Annotated in this window: 14 protein-coding genes and 1 pseudogene; 1 reads left to right on the top strand and 14 read right to left on the bottom strand. The window is 59.7% G+C overall.

Annotated features, from left to right (window positions below; all coding sequences use genetic code 11):
- The 6 genes and pseudogenes from pcm to AC1DVH_RS17615 all read right to left on the bottom strand — a co-directional run.
- Window positions 1–230: pseudogene (gene pcm, locus AC1DVH_RS17640) on the bottom strand (protein-L-isoaspartate(D-aspartate) O-methyltransferase); the annotation flags it as partial.
- A 41-nt stretch (window positions 231–271) separates the two neighbouring features.
- Window positions 272–1,021: a 5'/3'-nucleotidase SurE gene (surE, locus tag AC1DVH_RS17635; protein WP_008054064.1), complete on the bottom strand. Its 750-nt coding sequence runs from the start codon at window positions 1,019–1,021 to the stop codon at window positions 272–274.
- On the bottom strand, window positions 1,009–2,067 hold the full coding sequence (gene truD / locus AC1DVH_RS17630; RefSeq protein WP_477754888.1) for a tRNA pseudouridine(13) synthase TruD: 1,059 nt from the start codon (window positions 2,065–2,067) through the stop codon (window positions 1,009–1,011). Before truD ends, surE begins: the two co-directional genes overlap by 13 nt.
- Complete coding sequence (ispF, locus tag AC1DVH_RS17625) at window positions 2,064–2,537, bottom strand: 2-C-methyl-D-erythritol 2,4-cyclodiphosphate synthase (protein ID WP_007970721.1); 474 nt, start codon at window positions 2,535–2,537, stop codon at window positions 2,064–2,066. Before ispF ends, truD begins: the two co-directional genes overlap by 4 nt.
- A gap of 43 nt (window positions 2,538–2,580) precedes the next feature.
- Window positions 2,581–3,426, bottom strand: a complete 846-nt coding sequence (gene fghA, locus AC1DVH_RS17620; protein ID WP_477754887.1) for an S-formylglutathione hydrolase — start codon at window positions 3,424–3,426, stop codon at window positions 2,581–2,583.
- A gap of 8 nt (window positions 3,427–3,434) precedes the next feature.
- A complete protein-coding gene (locus AC1DVH_RS17615; RefSeq protein WP_477754886.1) occupies window positions 3,435–4,547 on the bottom strand; it encodes an S-(hydroxymethyl)glutathione dehydrogenase/class III alcohol dehydrogenase in 1,113 nt (370 codons plus the stop codon).
- A gap of 107 nt (window positions 4,548–4,654) precedes the next feature.
- Here AC1DVH_RS17615 and AC1DVH_RS17610 point away from each other — a divergent pair, with 107 nt between their 5' ends.
- Complete coding sequence (locus AC1DVH_RS17610; RefSeq protein ID WP_477754885.1) at window positions 4,655–5,551, top strand: LysR family transcriptional regulator; 897 nt, start codon at window positions 4,655–4,657, stop codon at window positions 5,549–5,551.
- A 103-nt stretch (window positions 5,552–5,654) separates the two neighbouring features.
- Here the strand turns inward: AC1DVH_RS17610 and ispD are convergent, their stop codons facing one another.
- The 8 genes from ispD to dnaE all read right to left on the bottom strand — a co-directional run.
- Window positions 5,655–6,362, bottom strand: a complete 708-nt coding sequence (gene ispD, locus AC1DVH_RS17605) for a 2-C-methyl-D-erythritol 4-phosphate cytidylyltransferase (RefSeq protein ID WP_477754884.1) — start codon at window positions 6,360–6,362, stop codon at window positions 5,655–5,657.
- Window positions 6,359–6,637 carry a cell division protein FtsB gene (gene ftsB, locus AC1DVH_RS17600; RefSeq protein WP_007996937.1) on the bottom strand — a complete coding sequence of 93 codons (279 nt, stop codon included), beginning with the start codon at window positions 6,635–6,637 and terminating at the stop codon, window positions 6,359–6,361. The genes ispD and ftsB overlap by 4 nt, the downstream gene beginning before the upstream one ends.
- A gap of 170 nt (window positions 6,638–6,807) precedes the next feature.
- On the bottom strand, window positions 6,808–8,097 hold the full coding sequence (gene eno / locus AC1DVH_RS17595; RefSeq protein WP_046041152.1) for a phosphopyruvate hydratase: 1,290 nt from the start codon (window positions 8,095–8,097) through the stop codon (window positions 6,808–6,810).
- Window positions 8,098–8,253: 156 nt separating this feature from the next.
- Window positions 8,254–9,099 (bottom strand): 3-deoxy-8-phosphooctulonate synthase, encoded by an 846-nt coding sequence (kdsA, locus tag AC1DVH_RS17590; protein WP_007949350.1) that lies wholly within the window; start codon window positions 9,097–9,099, stop codon window positions 8,254–8,256.
- 5 nt (window positions 9,100–9,104) lie between these two features.
- Complete coding sequence (locus AC1DVH_RS17585) at window positions 9,105–10,736, bottom strand: CTP synthase (protein WP_223458857.1); 1,632 nt, start codon at window positions 10,734–10,736, stop codon at window positions 9,105–9,107.
- A gap of 274 nt (window positions 10,737–11,010) precedes the next feature.
- A complete protein-coding gene (tilS, locus tag AC1DVH_RS17580; protein ID WP_477754883.1) occupies window positions 11,011–12,339 on the bottom strand; it encodes a tRNA lysidine(34) synthetase TilS in 1,329 nt (442 codons plus the stop codon).
- A 132-nt stretch (window positions 12,340–12,471) separates the two neighbouring features.
- Window positions 12,472–13,419 carry an acetyl-CoA carboxylase carboxyltransferase subunit alpha gene (locus AC1DVH_RS17575; protein ID WP_477754882.1) on the bottom strand — a complete coding sequence of 316 codons (948 nt, stop codon included), beginning with the start codon at window positions 13,417–13,419 and terminating at the stop codon, window positions 12,472–12,474.
- Window positions 13,420–13,558: 139 nt separating this feature from the next.
- The coding region (gene dnaE / locus AC1DVH_RS17570) for a DNA polymerase III subunit alpha (protein ID WP_477754881.1) at window positions 13,559–16,195 on the bottom strand (2,637 nt) is incomplete at its 5' end.

Genomic DNA, 16,195 nt, shown 5'->3' with positions numbered 1-16,195 from the left:
GGACCTGCCTCCAGCAGCAGCTCGCTCATGCGCGCCACCATATATGGCTGGGAGATAGTCTGGTTATTGCCGATCGGCAGCGCTGTGTCTTCATAAGCACGATGCGCCAGCGCTTCGTCGACGAACAGGTGGCGCGGGGTCCGGCGAATGACCTCCAGCACCCTGGCGTTGGAGATACCTTCTTCGTACAGGCGCTGGATGAGCCGCTCCCGGGTTCGCTGGGAGGTCATGCCGATGCCGCGACGCAGCATATCGTCTTGTTCGCGACCCATCAGCGCAGTCCCTCCAGCCAGCCATCCAGACTTCTGAAGGCATCATTGAACGTGCGATCCAGTTGCAGCGGCGTGATCGAAACATAACCCTGCATCACTGCATGGAAATCGGTACCCGGGCCACCGTCTTCGGCATCCCCGGCCGCCGCGATCCAGTAACCGGACTTGCCCCGCGGATCCACCACTTTCATTGGTGCCGCGGCACGGGCGCGATGGCCCAGGCGGGTCAACTGGATACCGCGGATACGGTCCAGCGGCAAATTGGGAATGTTCACGTTCAGTACCGTACGCGGTGGCAGATCCAGGTCAGCATGGGCTTCGACCAGTTTGCGCGCGAAATGGGCAGCTGTGGGAAGGTTGTCTACCTGGCGTGAGACCAGCGAAAAGGCAAACGAAGGGTGTTTCAGGAAACGCCCCTCAAGGGCCGCCGCCACCGTGCCGGAATACAGGACATCGTCCCCCAGGTTCGCGCCCAGGTTGATCCCGGAAACCACCATGTCCGCTTCGCGCTCCAGCAGGCCGTTGAGGCCCAGGTGCACGCAATCGGTGGGTGTGCCGTTGAGGCTGATAAAGCCGTTGGCCAGGGTTTGCGGGTGCAACGGACGGTCGAGCGTCAGCGAACTGCTGGCGCCGCTTTTGTCCTGGTCCGGGGCGATAACCACGCATTCGGTGTAATCCGCCAGCGCAGCATAAAGCGCGGCGAGACCGGGTGCGGTTACCCCATCGTCGTTAGAAATCAGAATACGCATGGGCTGTCCGTCTGCCCCACCGGCACCAGATCAACAAGCTCACGCACCAATACGGTGGCGAAGCATCCGGCCGGCAGGATGAATTCCAGTTGCAGAATGTCAGGCTCGGGATAATGCCACGTCAGCCCGCCAATGGGCAGCCGCAGGATGCGACGTTCGTGGCTCATACCAGCGTTGATCAACCAGTCACGCAAATCCGCTTCGCGTGCGGCGATGGCCTGCTCCAGTTCATGGACAACGCCCGTGGCCGGCGAGTCACCTTCGCCCCACTGCGGACCGGTCGGGTGCAGATCGAGAATCGCCAGGCGCGGGTCGCTGCACTCGGCTTCGCCTGCCGGGAAAAAGCTGCGACTGTCGGTGAATGCCAGCAGATCGCCCACCAGGGCACGCTGCCAGGTGCCATCGGCAACACGTGCGGCCAGCACTTGATTGAACAGAAAACTGCGCGCAGTGGAAAGCAGACGCGAGCGCACATTGCGCTGCTCCGGCAAGGCCTTGCGCGCGGCCCAGGTGCGTGCGTCGACGACGTTGCCACCGTCATGGCCGAAACGCTGGGCGCCGAAATAATTGGGGATACCTTGTTTGGCAATCAGTTGCAGTCGCTGTTCAAGCGCAGGCTTGTCACCGGCGAATTGAGTCAGGCGCAACGTAAAACCGTTGGCTGAGTGCGCACCGCGTTGCAGTTTGCGCTTGTGGCGGGCGGTCTTGAGGATCTTCAGCGTATCGTTTTGCGCGGCCGACAGATCGGGGTCGGCCTTGCCCGGCAGTTGCACGCTGAACCACTGGCGAGTCAACGCCTGACGATCCTTGAGCCCGGCATAGCTGACTGTGCGCAATGGCACACCTGCTGCCTTGGCAATCCGCCGTGCCGCTTCTTCTGTGTTCAGACCGCGCTTTTCCACCCAGATCCACAAGTGTTCGCCTTCGCCACTCAGGGGGATGTCGAGGACTTCGTCGACCTGGAAATCTTCCGCGATGGCTTTCAGTACCGCGGTGCCGAGGGGCTCACCATAGGCCCGCGGGCCGAGCAGTTGCAGTTCGTTCATGCGCGCAGCAACAAGGCAACGGAGTGCACGGCAATGCCTTCTTCGCGACCGACAAAGCCGAGCTTTTCGGTGGTGGTAGCTTTCACGTTCACTTGATCCAACTCTACTTGAAGATCCGCGGCAATCAGCGCGCGCATCGATTCGATATGCGGGGCCATTTTCGGCGCCTGGGCGACGATGGTGTTATCGACGTTGCCGACTTTCCAGCCTTTGGCATGGACCAGTGCAACGACATGACGCAACAGCGCACGGCTGTCGGCGCCCTTGAATTGCGGGTCGGTATCCGGGAAATGCTTGCCGATGTCGCCCAGCGCCGCGGCGCCGAGCAAGGCATCGCTCAAGGCGTGCAAGAGGACGTCACCGTCAGAGTGAGCGAGCAGCCCGAAGCTGTGTGCAATGCGCACGCCGCCCAGAGTGATGAAATCGCCTTCAGCGAAACGGTGCACATCATAGCCGTGGCCAATACGCATAAAAAAACGCCCCGATTTTTGTCAGGGCGTGATTCTACCTGCATTAGGCACCTAGAGCATGCGCGTGATGCCGCAAGTGATCGTCAATGAAACTGGCGATGAAGAAATAGCTGTGGTCATAGCCGGGTTGCAGACGCAACCTCAACGCATGACCGGCCAGTTTGGCCGCCTGTTGCAAGGCGTCCGGCTTGAGTTGGTTGGCGAGAAAATCGTCGCGATCGCCTTGGTCGACCAGCAGTGGCAGCTTTTCATCAGCCTCGGCAATCAACGCGCAGGCATCCCATTCGCGCCATTTCGAACGGTCCTCTCCCAGATAGCGGGAGAACGCTTTCTGCCCCCACGGACAATCCATCGGATTGTTGATTGGCGAGAACGCCGACACCGACAGATAGCGCCCCGGATTGCGCAATGCGCAGACCAGCGCACCGTGGCCACCCATGGAATGGCCACTGATGCCGCGCTTGTCCGACGCCGGGAAATGGGCTTCGACCAATGTCGGCAATTCCTGCACGACATAGTCATGCATCCGATAGTGGCGCGACCAGGGTTCCTGGGTTGCATTCAGATAAAACCCGGCGCCGAGGCCGAAGTCCCAGGCGCCATCCGGATCGCCCGGCACATCAGGACCGCGAGGGCTGGTGTCCGGTGCGACGATGATCAGCCCCAACTCGGCGGCCATGCGCATGGCGCCGGCCTTTTGCATGAAGTTCTCGTCGGTGCAGGTCAGGCCGGACAACCAGTACAACACCGGCAGCTTGCCGCCCTGCTCCGCCTGTGGCGGCAGGTAGACGGCGAACACCATGTCACAACCGAGCACTTCCGAGCGATGGCGATAGCGTTTGTGCCAGCCGCCGAAGCTTTTCTGGCAGGAGATATTTTCCAGACTCATGACAGACCTCAGAAATGGATGACGGAGCGGATGCTTTTTCCTTCATGCATCAGGTCAAACGCCTTGTTGATATCTTCCAGGCCCATGGTGTGGGTGATGAAGGTATCCAGCGGAATCTCACCGGTCTCGGCCATTTCCACATAGCTCGGCAACTCGGTACGGCCGCGCACGCCGCCGAACGCCGAACCACGCCAGACGCGGCCGGTGACCAGCTGGAACGGACGGGTGGAGATTTCCTGACCGGCACCGGCAACACCGATGATGACCGACTCGCCCCAACCCTTGTGACAGCACTCCAGCGCTGCGCGCATCAGTTGCACATTGCCGATGCACTCGAAGGAAAAATCGACGCCGCCATCGGTCATGTCGACGATGACTTCCTGGATCGGACGATCGAAGTCTTTCGGGTTTACACAATCGGTAGCGCCCAATTGTTTGGCGATCTCGAACTTGGCCGGGTTGATGTCGATGGCGATGATCCGCCCTGCCTTGGCTTTGACCGCGCCAATCACAGCCGACAGACCGATGCCGCCCAGGCCGAAGATGGCGACGGTGTCACCCGGTTTGACCTTGGCGGTATTGATTACCGCGCCGATGCCAGTGGTGACGCCACAACCCAGCAGGCAGACTTTTTCCAGCGGTGCTTCTTTAGGAATTTTGGCGACGGAGATCTCTGGCAGCACGGTGTATTCGGAAAAAGTCGAGGTGCCCATGTAGTGGAAAATCGTTTCGCCTTTGTAGGAAAAGCGCGAAGTGCCATCCGGCATCAAGCCTTTGCCCTGGGTCGCACGAATCGCCTGGCAGAGGTTGGTTTTGCCCGACAGACAGAATTTGCACTGACGGCATTCCGGGGTGTACAGCGGGATCACATGGTCGCCGACCGCAACGGAAGTCACGCCCTCGCCAATCGCTTCCACGATCGCCCCGCCTTCATGGCCGAGGATCGATGGGAAGATGCCTTCCGGGTCGGCACCGGACAAGGTGTAGGCATCGGTATGGCAGACACCGGAGGCCACCACGCGCAGCAAGACTTCGCCGGCCTTGGGCATGGCGACATCGACTTCAACGATCTCGAGGGGCTTCTTGGCCTCGAAGGCAACGGCGGCGCGCGACTTGATCATGGTGACTCTCCAGTGAATAAAAACGAGACAGTGAGTGTAATACACGACTCAACGATGAATAATCGATGTAAATGCAAAATATTATTGCCGTACAGGGATAATCATTGATGTCCGAAAATCGCTGGGAAGGGATCGACGAGTTTGTCGCCGTTGCCGAGTGCAGCCAGTTCACCGCTGCCGCGCAACGCCTGGGGGTTTCTTCCTCCCATATCAGTCGACAAATCGTACGCCTCGAAGAACGTCTGCAAACCCGTCTGCTCTACCGCAGTACTCGCCGGGTCACGCTGACCGAAGCAGGGCAAACCTTCCTGCAACATTGCCAGCGTTTGCAGGACGGCCGCGAAGAGGCCTTGCGCGCGGTCGGTGACTTGACCAGCGAACCCAAGGGCATGCTGCGCATGACCTGCGCCGTGGCTTACGGCGAGCGCTTCATCGTGCCGCTGGTGACCCGCTTCATGGGGCTGTATCCGCAACTGCGCATCGACATCGAACTGACCAATCGTCAGCTTGACCTGGTGCACGAAGGCCTCGACCTGGCGATTCGCCTCGGGCGCTTGCAGGATTCACGACTGGTCGCCACCCGCCTCGCGCCGCGGCGCATGTTTCTCTGCGCGTCACCTTCTTACATTGAGCATTACGGTCGGCCGCACAGCCTGTCGGAACTCAGTCGCCACAACTGCCTCATCGGCAGTTCGGACCTCTGGCAACTGGAGCAGAACGGGCGGGAGTTTTCGCAAAGGGTGCAGGGAAACTGGCGTTGCAACAGTGGGCAGGCGGTACTGGATGCCGCGCTGCAAGGCGTAGGACTGTGTCAGTTGCCGGACTATTACGTGCTGGAGCATTTGAATAGCGGCGCGTTGATTTCGTTGCTGGAAGCRCACCAACCACCGAACACCGCGGTTTGGGCGCTGTATCCACAGCAGCGGCATTTGTCGCCGAAGGTGCGCAAGTTGGTGGATTTTTTGAAGGAGGGATTGGCTGAAAGGCAGGAGTACAGGATTTAAGATCAAAAGATCGCAGCCTGCGGCAGCKCCTACAGGATTTCGGGTGATCCGCAAATGGATGTCGTACCCGATCTCCGTAGGAGCTGCCGCAGGCTGCGATCTTTTAGCGACGATTGGCCCAACGCTGTCTCAACCATTCAAGGTCTTCAGGACGCGTAACCTTGAGGTTATCGGACCGCCCTTCGATCAGGCGCGGTGCCGAACCGGCCCACTCCATCGCCGAAGCTTCGTCAGTGATAACGGCATCGGCCACCAGACTGTCCGCCAAAGCCCGATGCAACGCCCCAAGGCGAAACATCTGCGGCGTGTAGGCCTGCCAGATCACGCTGCGATCCACGGTTTCGACCACACGACCGTGCTTGTCGACTCGCTTGAGCGTATCCCGAGCCGGAACCGCCAGCAGTCCGCCGACAGGATCGTCAGCCAGCTCAACCAGCAGCTTGTCCAGGTCGYCACGACTGAGGTTCGGCCGTGCGGCATCGTGAACCAGTACCCAATCCTCGTCATCAGCGCCCTGCGCATGCAGGTGCAGCAACGCATTGAGCACCGACCCGGAACGCTCGGTGCCACCCTCGACCCGGGCAATACGCGGATCACTGGCGCACGCCAGGTTCGGCCAATAAGGATCGTCAACAGCAAGACTGACCACCAAGCCTTTCAGGCCTGGATGACCAAGGAAACAGCCGAGGCTGTGTTCGAGAATAGTGCGCCCGCCCAGTTGCAAGTATTGCTTGGGACGGTCCGCGGCCATACGGGCTCCGACGCCCGCGGCAGGAATCACGGCCCAGAAGGCCGGTAACGAATTAATCATTGGGCCAACTGGTAAAGGGTTTCACCGTCCTTGACCATGCCCAACTCATGGCGAGCCCGTTCTTCAACGGTCTCCATGCCCTTTTTCAGTTCACTGACTTCGGCGTCCATCACCCGGTTGCGCTCCAGCAATGCCTGGTTCTCAGCCTGCTGATCGGCAATCTGCTGAGTCAACTCGGCCACTTGCGCCAGGCTGCCATTACCCACCCACAGACGGTACTGCAGGCCAGCCAGCAGCAGGAGCAAGACGAGGAACAACCAATTGGGACTGCGCATCGAATATCAGGTATCCAGTGAAAAAAGACAGCCACACCAAAACATGAAGCTACTGATAGCACGAAGCCTGGAAGAACCAGGCTTGTGCTTGTAAGGCATCAGATTAGTGGCAAAAACGTCGCTGTAGCGATTTTTCCGACACAATCCGGTGTCTTTTTACCAGCAATCGATCAACCGCGGAACTCGCTGCGACCGTTGTACTTGGCTTTGCCGTTCAACTGCTCTTCGATACGCAGCAGTTGGTTGTACTTGGAAACGCGATCGGAACGGCACAGGGAGCCGGTCTTGATCTGGCCAGCCGAGGTGCCCACGGCCAGGTCGGCAATGGTCGAATCTTCGGTTTCGCCGGAGCGGTGCGAGATCACGGCAGTGTAGCCAGCAGCCTTGGCCATCTGGATGGCTTCCAGGGTTTCGGTCAGGGTGCCGATCTGGTTGAACTTGATCAGGATCGAGTTGGCGATCTTTTTGTCGATGCCTTCTTTCAGGATCTTGGTGTTGGTGACGAACAGGTCGTCGCCTACCAGTTGGGTCTTCTCGCCGATCTTGTCGGTGAGGATCTTCCAGCCAGCCCAGTCGGACTCGTCCAGGCCATCTTCGATGGAGATGATCGGGTAACGCTCGGTCAGGCCTTTGAGGTAGTCAGCGAAACCTTCAGCGGTGAACACCTGGCCTTCGCCGGACAGGTTGTACTTGCCGTCTTCGTAGAATTCGCTGGCCGCGCAGTCCAGGGCCAGGGTCACGTCGGTGCCCAGCTTGTAACCGGCGTTGGCCACGGCTTCGGAGATCACTTTCAGTGCATCTTCGTTGGAAGCCAGGTTCGGCGCGAAACCACCTTCGTCACCGACGGCAGTGCTCAGGCCACGGGCCTTCAGCACGGCTTTGAGGTGGTGGAAAATCTCGGTGCCCATGCGCAGACCTTCCGAGAAAGACTTGGCGCCAACCGGCTGAACCATGAATTCCTGGATGTCGACGTTGTTATCGGCGTGCTCGCCACCGTTGATGATGTTCATCATCGGAACCGGCATCGAGTAGACACCCGGGGTGCCGTTCAGGTTGGCGATGTGAGCGTACAGCGGCAGGTCCTGGTCCTGTGCTGCTGCCTTGGCCGCAGCCAGGGAAACGGCGAGGATCGCGTTGGCGCCCAGGGAACCTTTGTTTTCAGTACCGTCGAGCTTGATCATTGCCAGATCGAGCGCTTTCTGGTCGCTTGGGTCCATGCCTTTCAACAGGTCGCGGATCGGACCGTTGATGTTGCCTACGGCCTTCAGAACGCCCTTGCCCAGGTAACGGCTCTTGTCGCCATCACGCAGCTCGAGCGCTTCACGCGAGCCAGTGGAAGCACCGGACGGCGCGCAGGCACTGCCGATGATGCCGTTGTCGAGAAGCACGTCCGCTTCCACGGTGGGATTGCCACGGGAGTCGAGAACTTCACGACCTTTGATGTCGACGATTTTAGCCATTGTTGTAAACACTCCAAAGTTGACGAAAACGACGCAGCTGTAGGAAATCTTCAATCGTCGGCAAGTGAGGTGCAGCGGGCTGTCTTGCAGACGACAAGGCTCAGGCCCGAGGGCCTGAGCGTTAAATCGTGCGGTACTTTACCGGAGAAATGAGGATTACGCGGTTTCTACCGTCGGAAAACTCTTCACCAGTTCGTCCAAAGCTTTGAGCTGGGCCAGGAATGGCTCCAGTTTGTCCAGGCGCAAGGCGCAAGGACCGTCGCATTTGGCGTTGTCCGGATCCGGGTGGGCCTCCAGGAACAGGCCGGCCAGGGACTGGCTCATGCCGGCCTTCGCCAGGTCGGTGACCTGGGCGCGACGACCGCCAGCGGAATCGGAGCGACCACCAGGCATTTGCAGCGCGTGGGTCACGTCGAAGAACACCGGGTATTCGAACTGCTTCATGATGCCGAAGCCAAGCATGTCGACGACCAGGTTGTTGTAGCCGAAGCTCGAACCACGCTCGCAGAGGATCAACTGATCGTTACCCGCTTCCACGCATTTGCTCAGGATGTGTTTCATTTCATGAGGTGCGAGGAACTGGGCTTTCTTGATGTTGATCACTGCACCGGTCTTGGCCATCGCGACCACGAGGTCGGTCTGGCGCGACAGGAAGGCYGGCAACTGGATGATGTCGCAGACTTCAGCGACGACCGCGGCCTGATCCGGCTCGTGGACGTCGGTGATGATCGGCACGCCGAAGGCTTGCTTGATGTCCTGGAAGATGCGCATGCCTTCTTCCAGGCCAGGACCACGATAGGAGGTCACAGAAGACCGGTTGGCCTTGTCGAAACTGGCCTTGAACACGTAAGGGATACCGAGCTTTTCGGTGACCTTCACATACTCTTCGCAAACCTGCATTGCCATGTCGCGGCTTTCCAGCACGTTCATGCCGCCGAACAGCACCATGGGCTTGTCGTTGGCAATCTCGATGTCGCCGACGCGGATGATCTTCTGTGCCATCGGGGTTACGCCTTCTTCTGGTGTTGAACCAACGCTGCCTTGACGAAACCGCTGAACAGCGGGTGACCGTCGCGTGGCGTCGAGGTGAACTCTGGGTGGAACTGGCAAGCGACGAACCATGGGTGATCCGGAGCTTCTACCACTTCAACCAGTGCGCCATCACCGGAACGACCGGAGATTTTCAAACCGGCTTCCATGATTTGCGGCAGCAGGTTGTTGTTCACTTCGTAGCGATGACGATGACGCTCGACAATCACGTCCTTGCCGTAGCAACCGTGGACCAGGGAACCCGGCTCCAGCAGGCAATCCTGCGCGCCAAGGCGCATGGTGCCGCCCAGATCGGAGGTTTCGGTACGGGTTTCGACGGCACCGGTGGCATCTTCCCACTCGGTGATCAGGCCCACGACCGGATGACCGCTTGCACGATCGAACTCGGTGGAGTTGGCGTCTTTCCAGCCCATCACGTTACGTGCGAACTCGATAACGGCCACTTGCATGCCCAGGCAGATGCCCAGGTACGGAACCTTGTTTTCGCGAGCGTATTGAACGGCAGTGATCTTGCCTTCAACGCCACGCAGACCGAAGCCGCCAGGTACCAGGATTGCATCGACGCCTTCCAGCAGTGCGGTGCCCTGGTTTTCGATGTCTTCAGAGTCGATGTAGCGCAGGTTGACCTTGGTACGATTGCTGATGCCGGCGTGACTCATCGCTTCGATCAGCGACTTGTAGGCGTCCAGCAGTTCCATGTACTTGCCGACCATGGCGATGGTGACTTCGTGCTCAGGGTTGAGCTTGGCGTCGACCACGGCTTCCCACTCGGACAGATCGGCACCGCCGCATTGCAGGCCGAAACGCTCGACGACGAAATCGTCCAGGCCCTGGGAGTGCAGGATGCCCGGGATCTTGTAGATGGTGTCGGCGTCTTCCAGGCCGATCACCGCACGCTCTTCAACGTTGGTGAACTGCGCGATCTTGCGACGCGAGGAAATATCGATCGGGTGATCGGAGCGGCAGACCAGCACGTCTGGTTGCAGGCCGATGGAACGCAGTTCCTTCACCGAGTGCTGGGTTGGCTTGGTCTTGGTTTCGCCGGCAGTGGCGATGTACGGCACCAGTGTCAGGTGCATCAGCATCGCGCGCTTGGCGCCGACTTCGAAACGCAGTTGGCGGATCGCCTCGAGGAACGGTTGCGACTCGATGTCACCCACGGTGCCGCCGATCTCGACCATTGCCACGTCAGCGTCGCCCGCACCCTTGATGATGCGGCGCTTGATTTCGTCGGTGATGTGCGGGATCACCTGGATGGTTGCACCCAGGTAGTCACCACGGCGCTCTTTGCGCAGGACGTGTTCGTAGACACGGCCGGTGGTGAAGTTGTTGTTCTGGGTCATGGTCGTGCGGATGAACCGCTCGTAGTGGCCCAGGTCCAGGTCGGTCTCGGCGCCGTCGTGAGTGACGAACACTTCACCGTGCTGGAACGGGCTCATGGTGCCCGGGTCGACGTTGATGTACGGGTCCAGCTTCAGCATGGTGACCTTAAGTCCCCGCGCCTCCAGGATGGCCGCCAATGATGCCGATGCAATGCCTTTCCCCAATGAAGAAACAACACCGCCCGTGACGAATATGTAGCGCGTCATGAAAAACCCTAGAAGTCTGCGTTAAAGCGGTCCGAGCCGCCGGGGAAAGCGAAGGAAGGCCGAAGCCCCCGATCACCTGCATTAATCACAGCGCACCTTTCAAAAAAACCGCCGCGTTGGGACAGACCGGAAAATGAAACACCGGTTCGTTGCTCGCTACACATTTTTTGGAATCGCCCAGCAAAGACTGCTTGGTAATCGGCAACTCCTGCAATTCAGGCGAATCCACAGAAGTTGTATCAAGAAGGGAGCGTAGTCTACCGGAAAGCCCCTTTCAGCTCAAACCTTGATCTTCGTTCAGTGGCTGCCAATGCAAATGCCAGTCGCCGAGCGCACCACCATCGAGCCCCTTGAGGTTCGCTACCGCCAGCAGTTTCCCGTCTTTGTAGAGCAGCGGCAATCTGCCGCGTACGAAGGACGGTACACCGCTTTCATTGAGCAAACGTTTCAGGTCCCGATGGCCGCGGCCTGGCAAAACCATGACCTCTCCCCCTTCACGATAGCGGATCTGTAAGGGGCCATCGGGGATTTGGCCGGTGACACTCAGTACACCGTTATCCGGCAATATCAGCGGTGATACCGGACTTTGCCACGCTCCAGCAGAGGGCGCAGTGCGCAACCAGCAACCGGAGAGCCACCAGATGCGCCCGCCCGCCCGATGCAGTTCGCCATCGGCCAGCCGCCACACCGGGCAGGCATCGCCGTTGGCGTCGCGCAAATTCTCCCAACCCGACCAATGGTCAGTATCCGGCAAGCGAGTCAGCGGATCGAGCCAATGACTCAAGGCATTGCGCTGCCGGGCAACAGACAATTGCGCAAGCGGCGCCAGTTCAAGGGATCGCAAGCCCAGCCAGGCAAACTCACTGGCAGAGCTGGCCTCACGCAAATCCATGTCCGCCAGTTCTTCGAGCAACCCCTGCGCTTCAGTCAAATGCGCCGCGCTGCGGGCCATGGTCGCCACCGCTTGCGGCCAGCGCTGGATCAGCACGGGGAAGACTTGATGCCTAAGGTAATTGCGCGAGTACTGCCGATCCTGGTTCGAGGGATCTTCAATCCAGCTCAAGCCATGCGCACTGGCATAAGCCTCCAGTTCAGCCCGCGTGACATCGAGCAATGGCCGCAGCAAATGCCCCTTGCCCAACGGGCGCTGACGCGGCATCCCGGACAATCCGCGCACGCCCGCTCCGCGCAACAGGCGAAACAACAGGGTTTCCGCCTGATCGTCGCGGTGCTGGGCAGTCAGCAGCACTTCACCGGACCGAGTCACTTCGGTGAACGCGTGATAACGCGCGTCCCGGGCCGCACGCTCCAGACTGGCACCGGGCTGCACCTGTACACGAACGATCTGCAACGGGACGCCCAGCGCAGCACACACAGAACGACAATGCTCCGGCCACGCATCGGCCACGRCTTGAAGGCCGTGATGAACGTGGATGGCGCTCAGCGCCGGCAGGGATTCGGTTTTTGCGAGGTGTGCAAGAAGGTGCAGCAGGACKGTGGAGTCCAGGCCGCCAGAGAAGGCGACGCGCCAGGTCGCAGCATTGCGCCACGAGACCAGGTTCTGCAGGAGTCTGGCTGACAGATCAACATTGGACCGACTCATATCCGCCACCTTGCGCAAATCAAATGTGGGAGCGAGCTTGCTCGCGATTGCGATCGAACATTCAACATATCTGTTGGCAGTTACACCGCTATCGCGAGCAAGCTCGCTCCCACAGGGGTATTGCGTGGTCGATTACAGGCCGTAGCTCATCAGACGCTCATAACGACGGGTCAGCAGCGCGTCGTTATCGAACTTCTTCAGCATCGCCAGTTGCGAACTCAACTCGGCGCGGATCGATGCGGCTGCGGCGCCCGGATCGCGGTGCGCGCCGCCCAATGGCTCGCCAATCACCTTGTCCACGATGCCAAGGCCCTTGAGGCGCTCGGCGGTGATGCCCATCGCTTCTGCGGCATCCGGTGCTTTCTCGGCGGTTTTCCACAGAATCGAAGCGCAACCTTCCGGCGAGATCACCGCGTAGGTCGAGTACTGCAACATGTTCAACTGGTCGCAGACACCGATCGCCAGTGCACCACCAGAACCACCTTCACCGATCACGGTGGCGATGATTGGGGTTTTCAGACGAGCCATGACCCGCAGGTTCCAGGCGATCGCTTCGCTCTGGTTACGCTCTTCGGCGTCGATGCCAGGGTAGGYGCCCGGGGTGTCGATGAAGGTCAGGATCGGCATTTTGAAACGCTCGGCCATTTCCATCAGACGGCAAGCCTTACGGTAGCCTTCCGGACGTGGCATGCCGAAGTTGCGGCGAACTTTCTCGCGCACTTCACGGCCCTTCTGGTGACCGATGATCATCACCGGCTGGTCGTCCAGACGGGCAATGCCGCCAACGATGGCAGCGTCGTCGGAGAAGTGACGGTCACCGTGCAACTCGTCGAACTCGGTGAAGATGTGTTCGATGTAGTCCAGGGTATACGGACGTTTCGGGTGACGCGCCAGACGTGCGATCTGCCAGCTGGTCAGCTTGCCGAAAATGTCTTCGGTCAGCGTTTTGCTCTTGTCCTGCAGGCGGGAGATCTCATCGCCGATATTCAGCGAATTGTCATTACCGACCAAGCGCAACTCTTCGATCTTGGCTTGCAGGTCGGCGATCGGCTGTTCGAAATCTAGAAAATTCGGGTTCATAGGCGTCCGTCTTGGGTCGAGTCCCAAGGGATCTTGGGCCGGCCGGTTGTCTATTCGCGCCCTACCTTAAGGGAGAGGCGCGTTGAGGTCGAGATTAAAAATTCAGGTTGCGGGCAGGCGTTCTGATATCACCTGCCGGTCAACGGTATTGGAGGAAGACGTTGTCTCGCCCGAACTGGTCACGCAGGGCTTGAATCAACGCATCCGCCGGATCGATCCGCCAGCCTTCGCCGAACTGCAACAAGGCCTTCGCATCAGGACTGGTGTAATCCATGGTGATCGGGCACGCACCGCGGTGACGCTTCAACAGTTCACCCAGCCAGCGTAGCTGATCGCCCTTGAGGTCCTTGGCATGCAACTTCAGGCGCAGGCTTTCGGCCAGGTTGGTGCGCGCATCTTCCATGCTCATCACTCGCTTGACCCGCAACTTCAGGCCACCGGAGAAGTCGTCATTGCTGACCTCGCCTTCGACCACCACCATCGCGTCGGTCTGCAACAGCGACTGCGCGGAGTGGAATGCCTCGGAAAACAGCGAGGCCTCGATCCGTCCTGAGCGGTCGTCGAGGGTGATGAACCCCATCTTGTCGCCCTTTTTGTTCTTCATCACCCGCAAGGCGATGATCATCCCGGCGACCGTCTGGGTATCGCGCGCCGGCTTCAGGTCGATGATGCGCTGACGGGCAAAGCGACGGATTTCACCTTCGTACTCGTCGATCGGGTGACCGGTCAGGTACAGGCCGAGGGTATCTTTCTCCCCTTTCAGGCGCTCCTTGAGGGTCAGCTCCTTGGCCTTGCGGTGATTGGCGTAGACGTCAGCGTCTGCTTCGACAAACAGACCGCCGAACAGGTCGGAGTGACCGCTGTCCTGGGTGCGTGCAGTTTGTTCGGCCGCCTTGATCGCTTCTTCCATGGCCGTCAGCAGCACCGCGCGATTGCGGTCGATGTTGGCCTGGTAGGCTTTCTGCTCATCGTGGAAATACGGCCCGAGGCGATCCAGCGCGCCGCTGCGGATCAAGCCGTCGAGGGTGCGCTTGTTGATGCGCTTGAGGTCGACCCGGGCGCAGAAATCGAACAGATCCTTGAACGGACCGGCCAGACGCGCTTCGGTGATCGCCTCGACCGGGCCCTCACCCACGCCCTTGATGGCACCCAGGCCGTAAATGATCCGGCCTTCGTCGTTCACCGTGAACTTGAATTCGGACGTGTTCACGTCCGGCGCGTCGAGACGCAGCTTCATGGTCCGCACTTCTTCGATCAAGGTCACGACCTTGTCGGTGTTGTGCATATCCGCCGAAAGTACCGCGGCCATGAACGGCGCCGGGTAATGCGCTTTCAGCCATGCGGTCTGGTACGACACCAGGCCATAGGCGGCGGAGTGGGATTTGTTGAAGCCGTAACCGGCGAATTTTTCTACCAGGTCGAAGATGTTACCGGCGAGGTCCGCATCGATATTGTTGGTGGCGCAACCTTCAATGAAGCCACCGCGCTGCTTGGCCATTTCCTCGGGTTTTTTCTTACCCATGGCTCGACGCAGCATGTCCGCACCACCGAGGGTGTAACCGGCCATGACCTGGGCAATCTGCATCACCTGTTCCTGGTACAGGATGATGCCGTAAGTCGGTGCCAGCACCGGTTTGAGGCCTTCGTACTGGTAGTCCGAGTGCGGATATGCCAGCTCGGCGCGGCCGTGCTTACGGTTGATGAAGTCGTCCACCATGCCCGATTGCAGTGGGCCCGGACGGAACAGTGCCACCAGTGCGATCAAGTCTTCCAGGCAGTCGGGCTTGAGCTTTTTGATCAGCTCTTTCATGCCCCGGGATTCAAGCTGGAACACGGCCGTGGTTTCGGCTTTTTGCAGCAAGGTGTAGGTCGGTTTGTCATCCAGCGGGATGAACGCGATATCCAGCGGCGGTTCGTTGACCTTGGCGCGGTCGCGGTTGATGGTTTTCAGTGCCCAGTCGATGATCGTCAGGGTCCGCAGGCCGAGGAAGTCGAACTTCACCAGGCCGGCAGCTTCAACGTCATCCTTGTCGAACTGGGTTACCAGGCCGTCACCGGCCTCGTCGCAATAGATCGGCGAGAAGTCGGTCAGCTTGGTCGGCGCGATCACCACACCACCGGCGTGCTTGCCGACGTTACGCACAACGCCTTCGAGCTTTCGGGCCATCTCCCAGATTTCCGCGGCCTCTTCATCGACCTTGATGAAGTCGCGCAGGATCTCTTCCTGCTCGTAGGCCTTTTCCAGGGTCATGCCGACTTCGAACGGAATCATCTTCGACAGACGATCCGCCAGGCCATAGGACTTGCCTTGCACCCGCGCCACGTCGCGGACCACAGCCTTTGCCGCCATGGAGCCGAAGGTGATGATCTGGCTTACCGCGTTGCGGCCGTACTTCTCGGCCACGTAGTCGATCACCCGGTCACGACCGTCCATGCAGAAGTCGACGTCGAAGTCGGGCATCGATACCCGTTCCGGGTTGAGGAACCGTTCGAACAGCAGGTCGTATTCCAGCGGGTCGAGGTCGGTGATCTTCTGTACGTAGGCCACCAGCGATCCGGCACCCGATCCACGGCCAGGGCCCACCGGTACGCCGTTGTTCTTGGCCCACTGGATAAAATCCATCACGATCAGGAAGTACCCGGGGAACCCCATCTGGATGATGATATCCAGCTCGAAATTCAGCCGGTCGACATAGACCTGACGCTTGGCCTCGTAGTCTTCGGTGGTGTCCTTGGGCAGCAGAACGGAAAGGCGCTCTTCCAGGCCGTCGAAGGA

The sequence above is a fragment of the Pseudomonas sp. P4_C3 genome, assembly GCF_056402075.1.
This window is presented reverse-complemented; position numbering and strand designations above follow the sequence as displayed.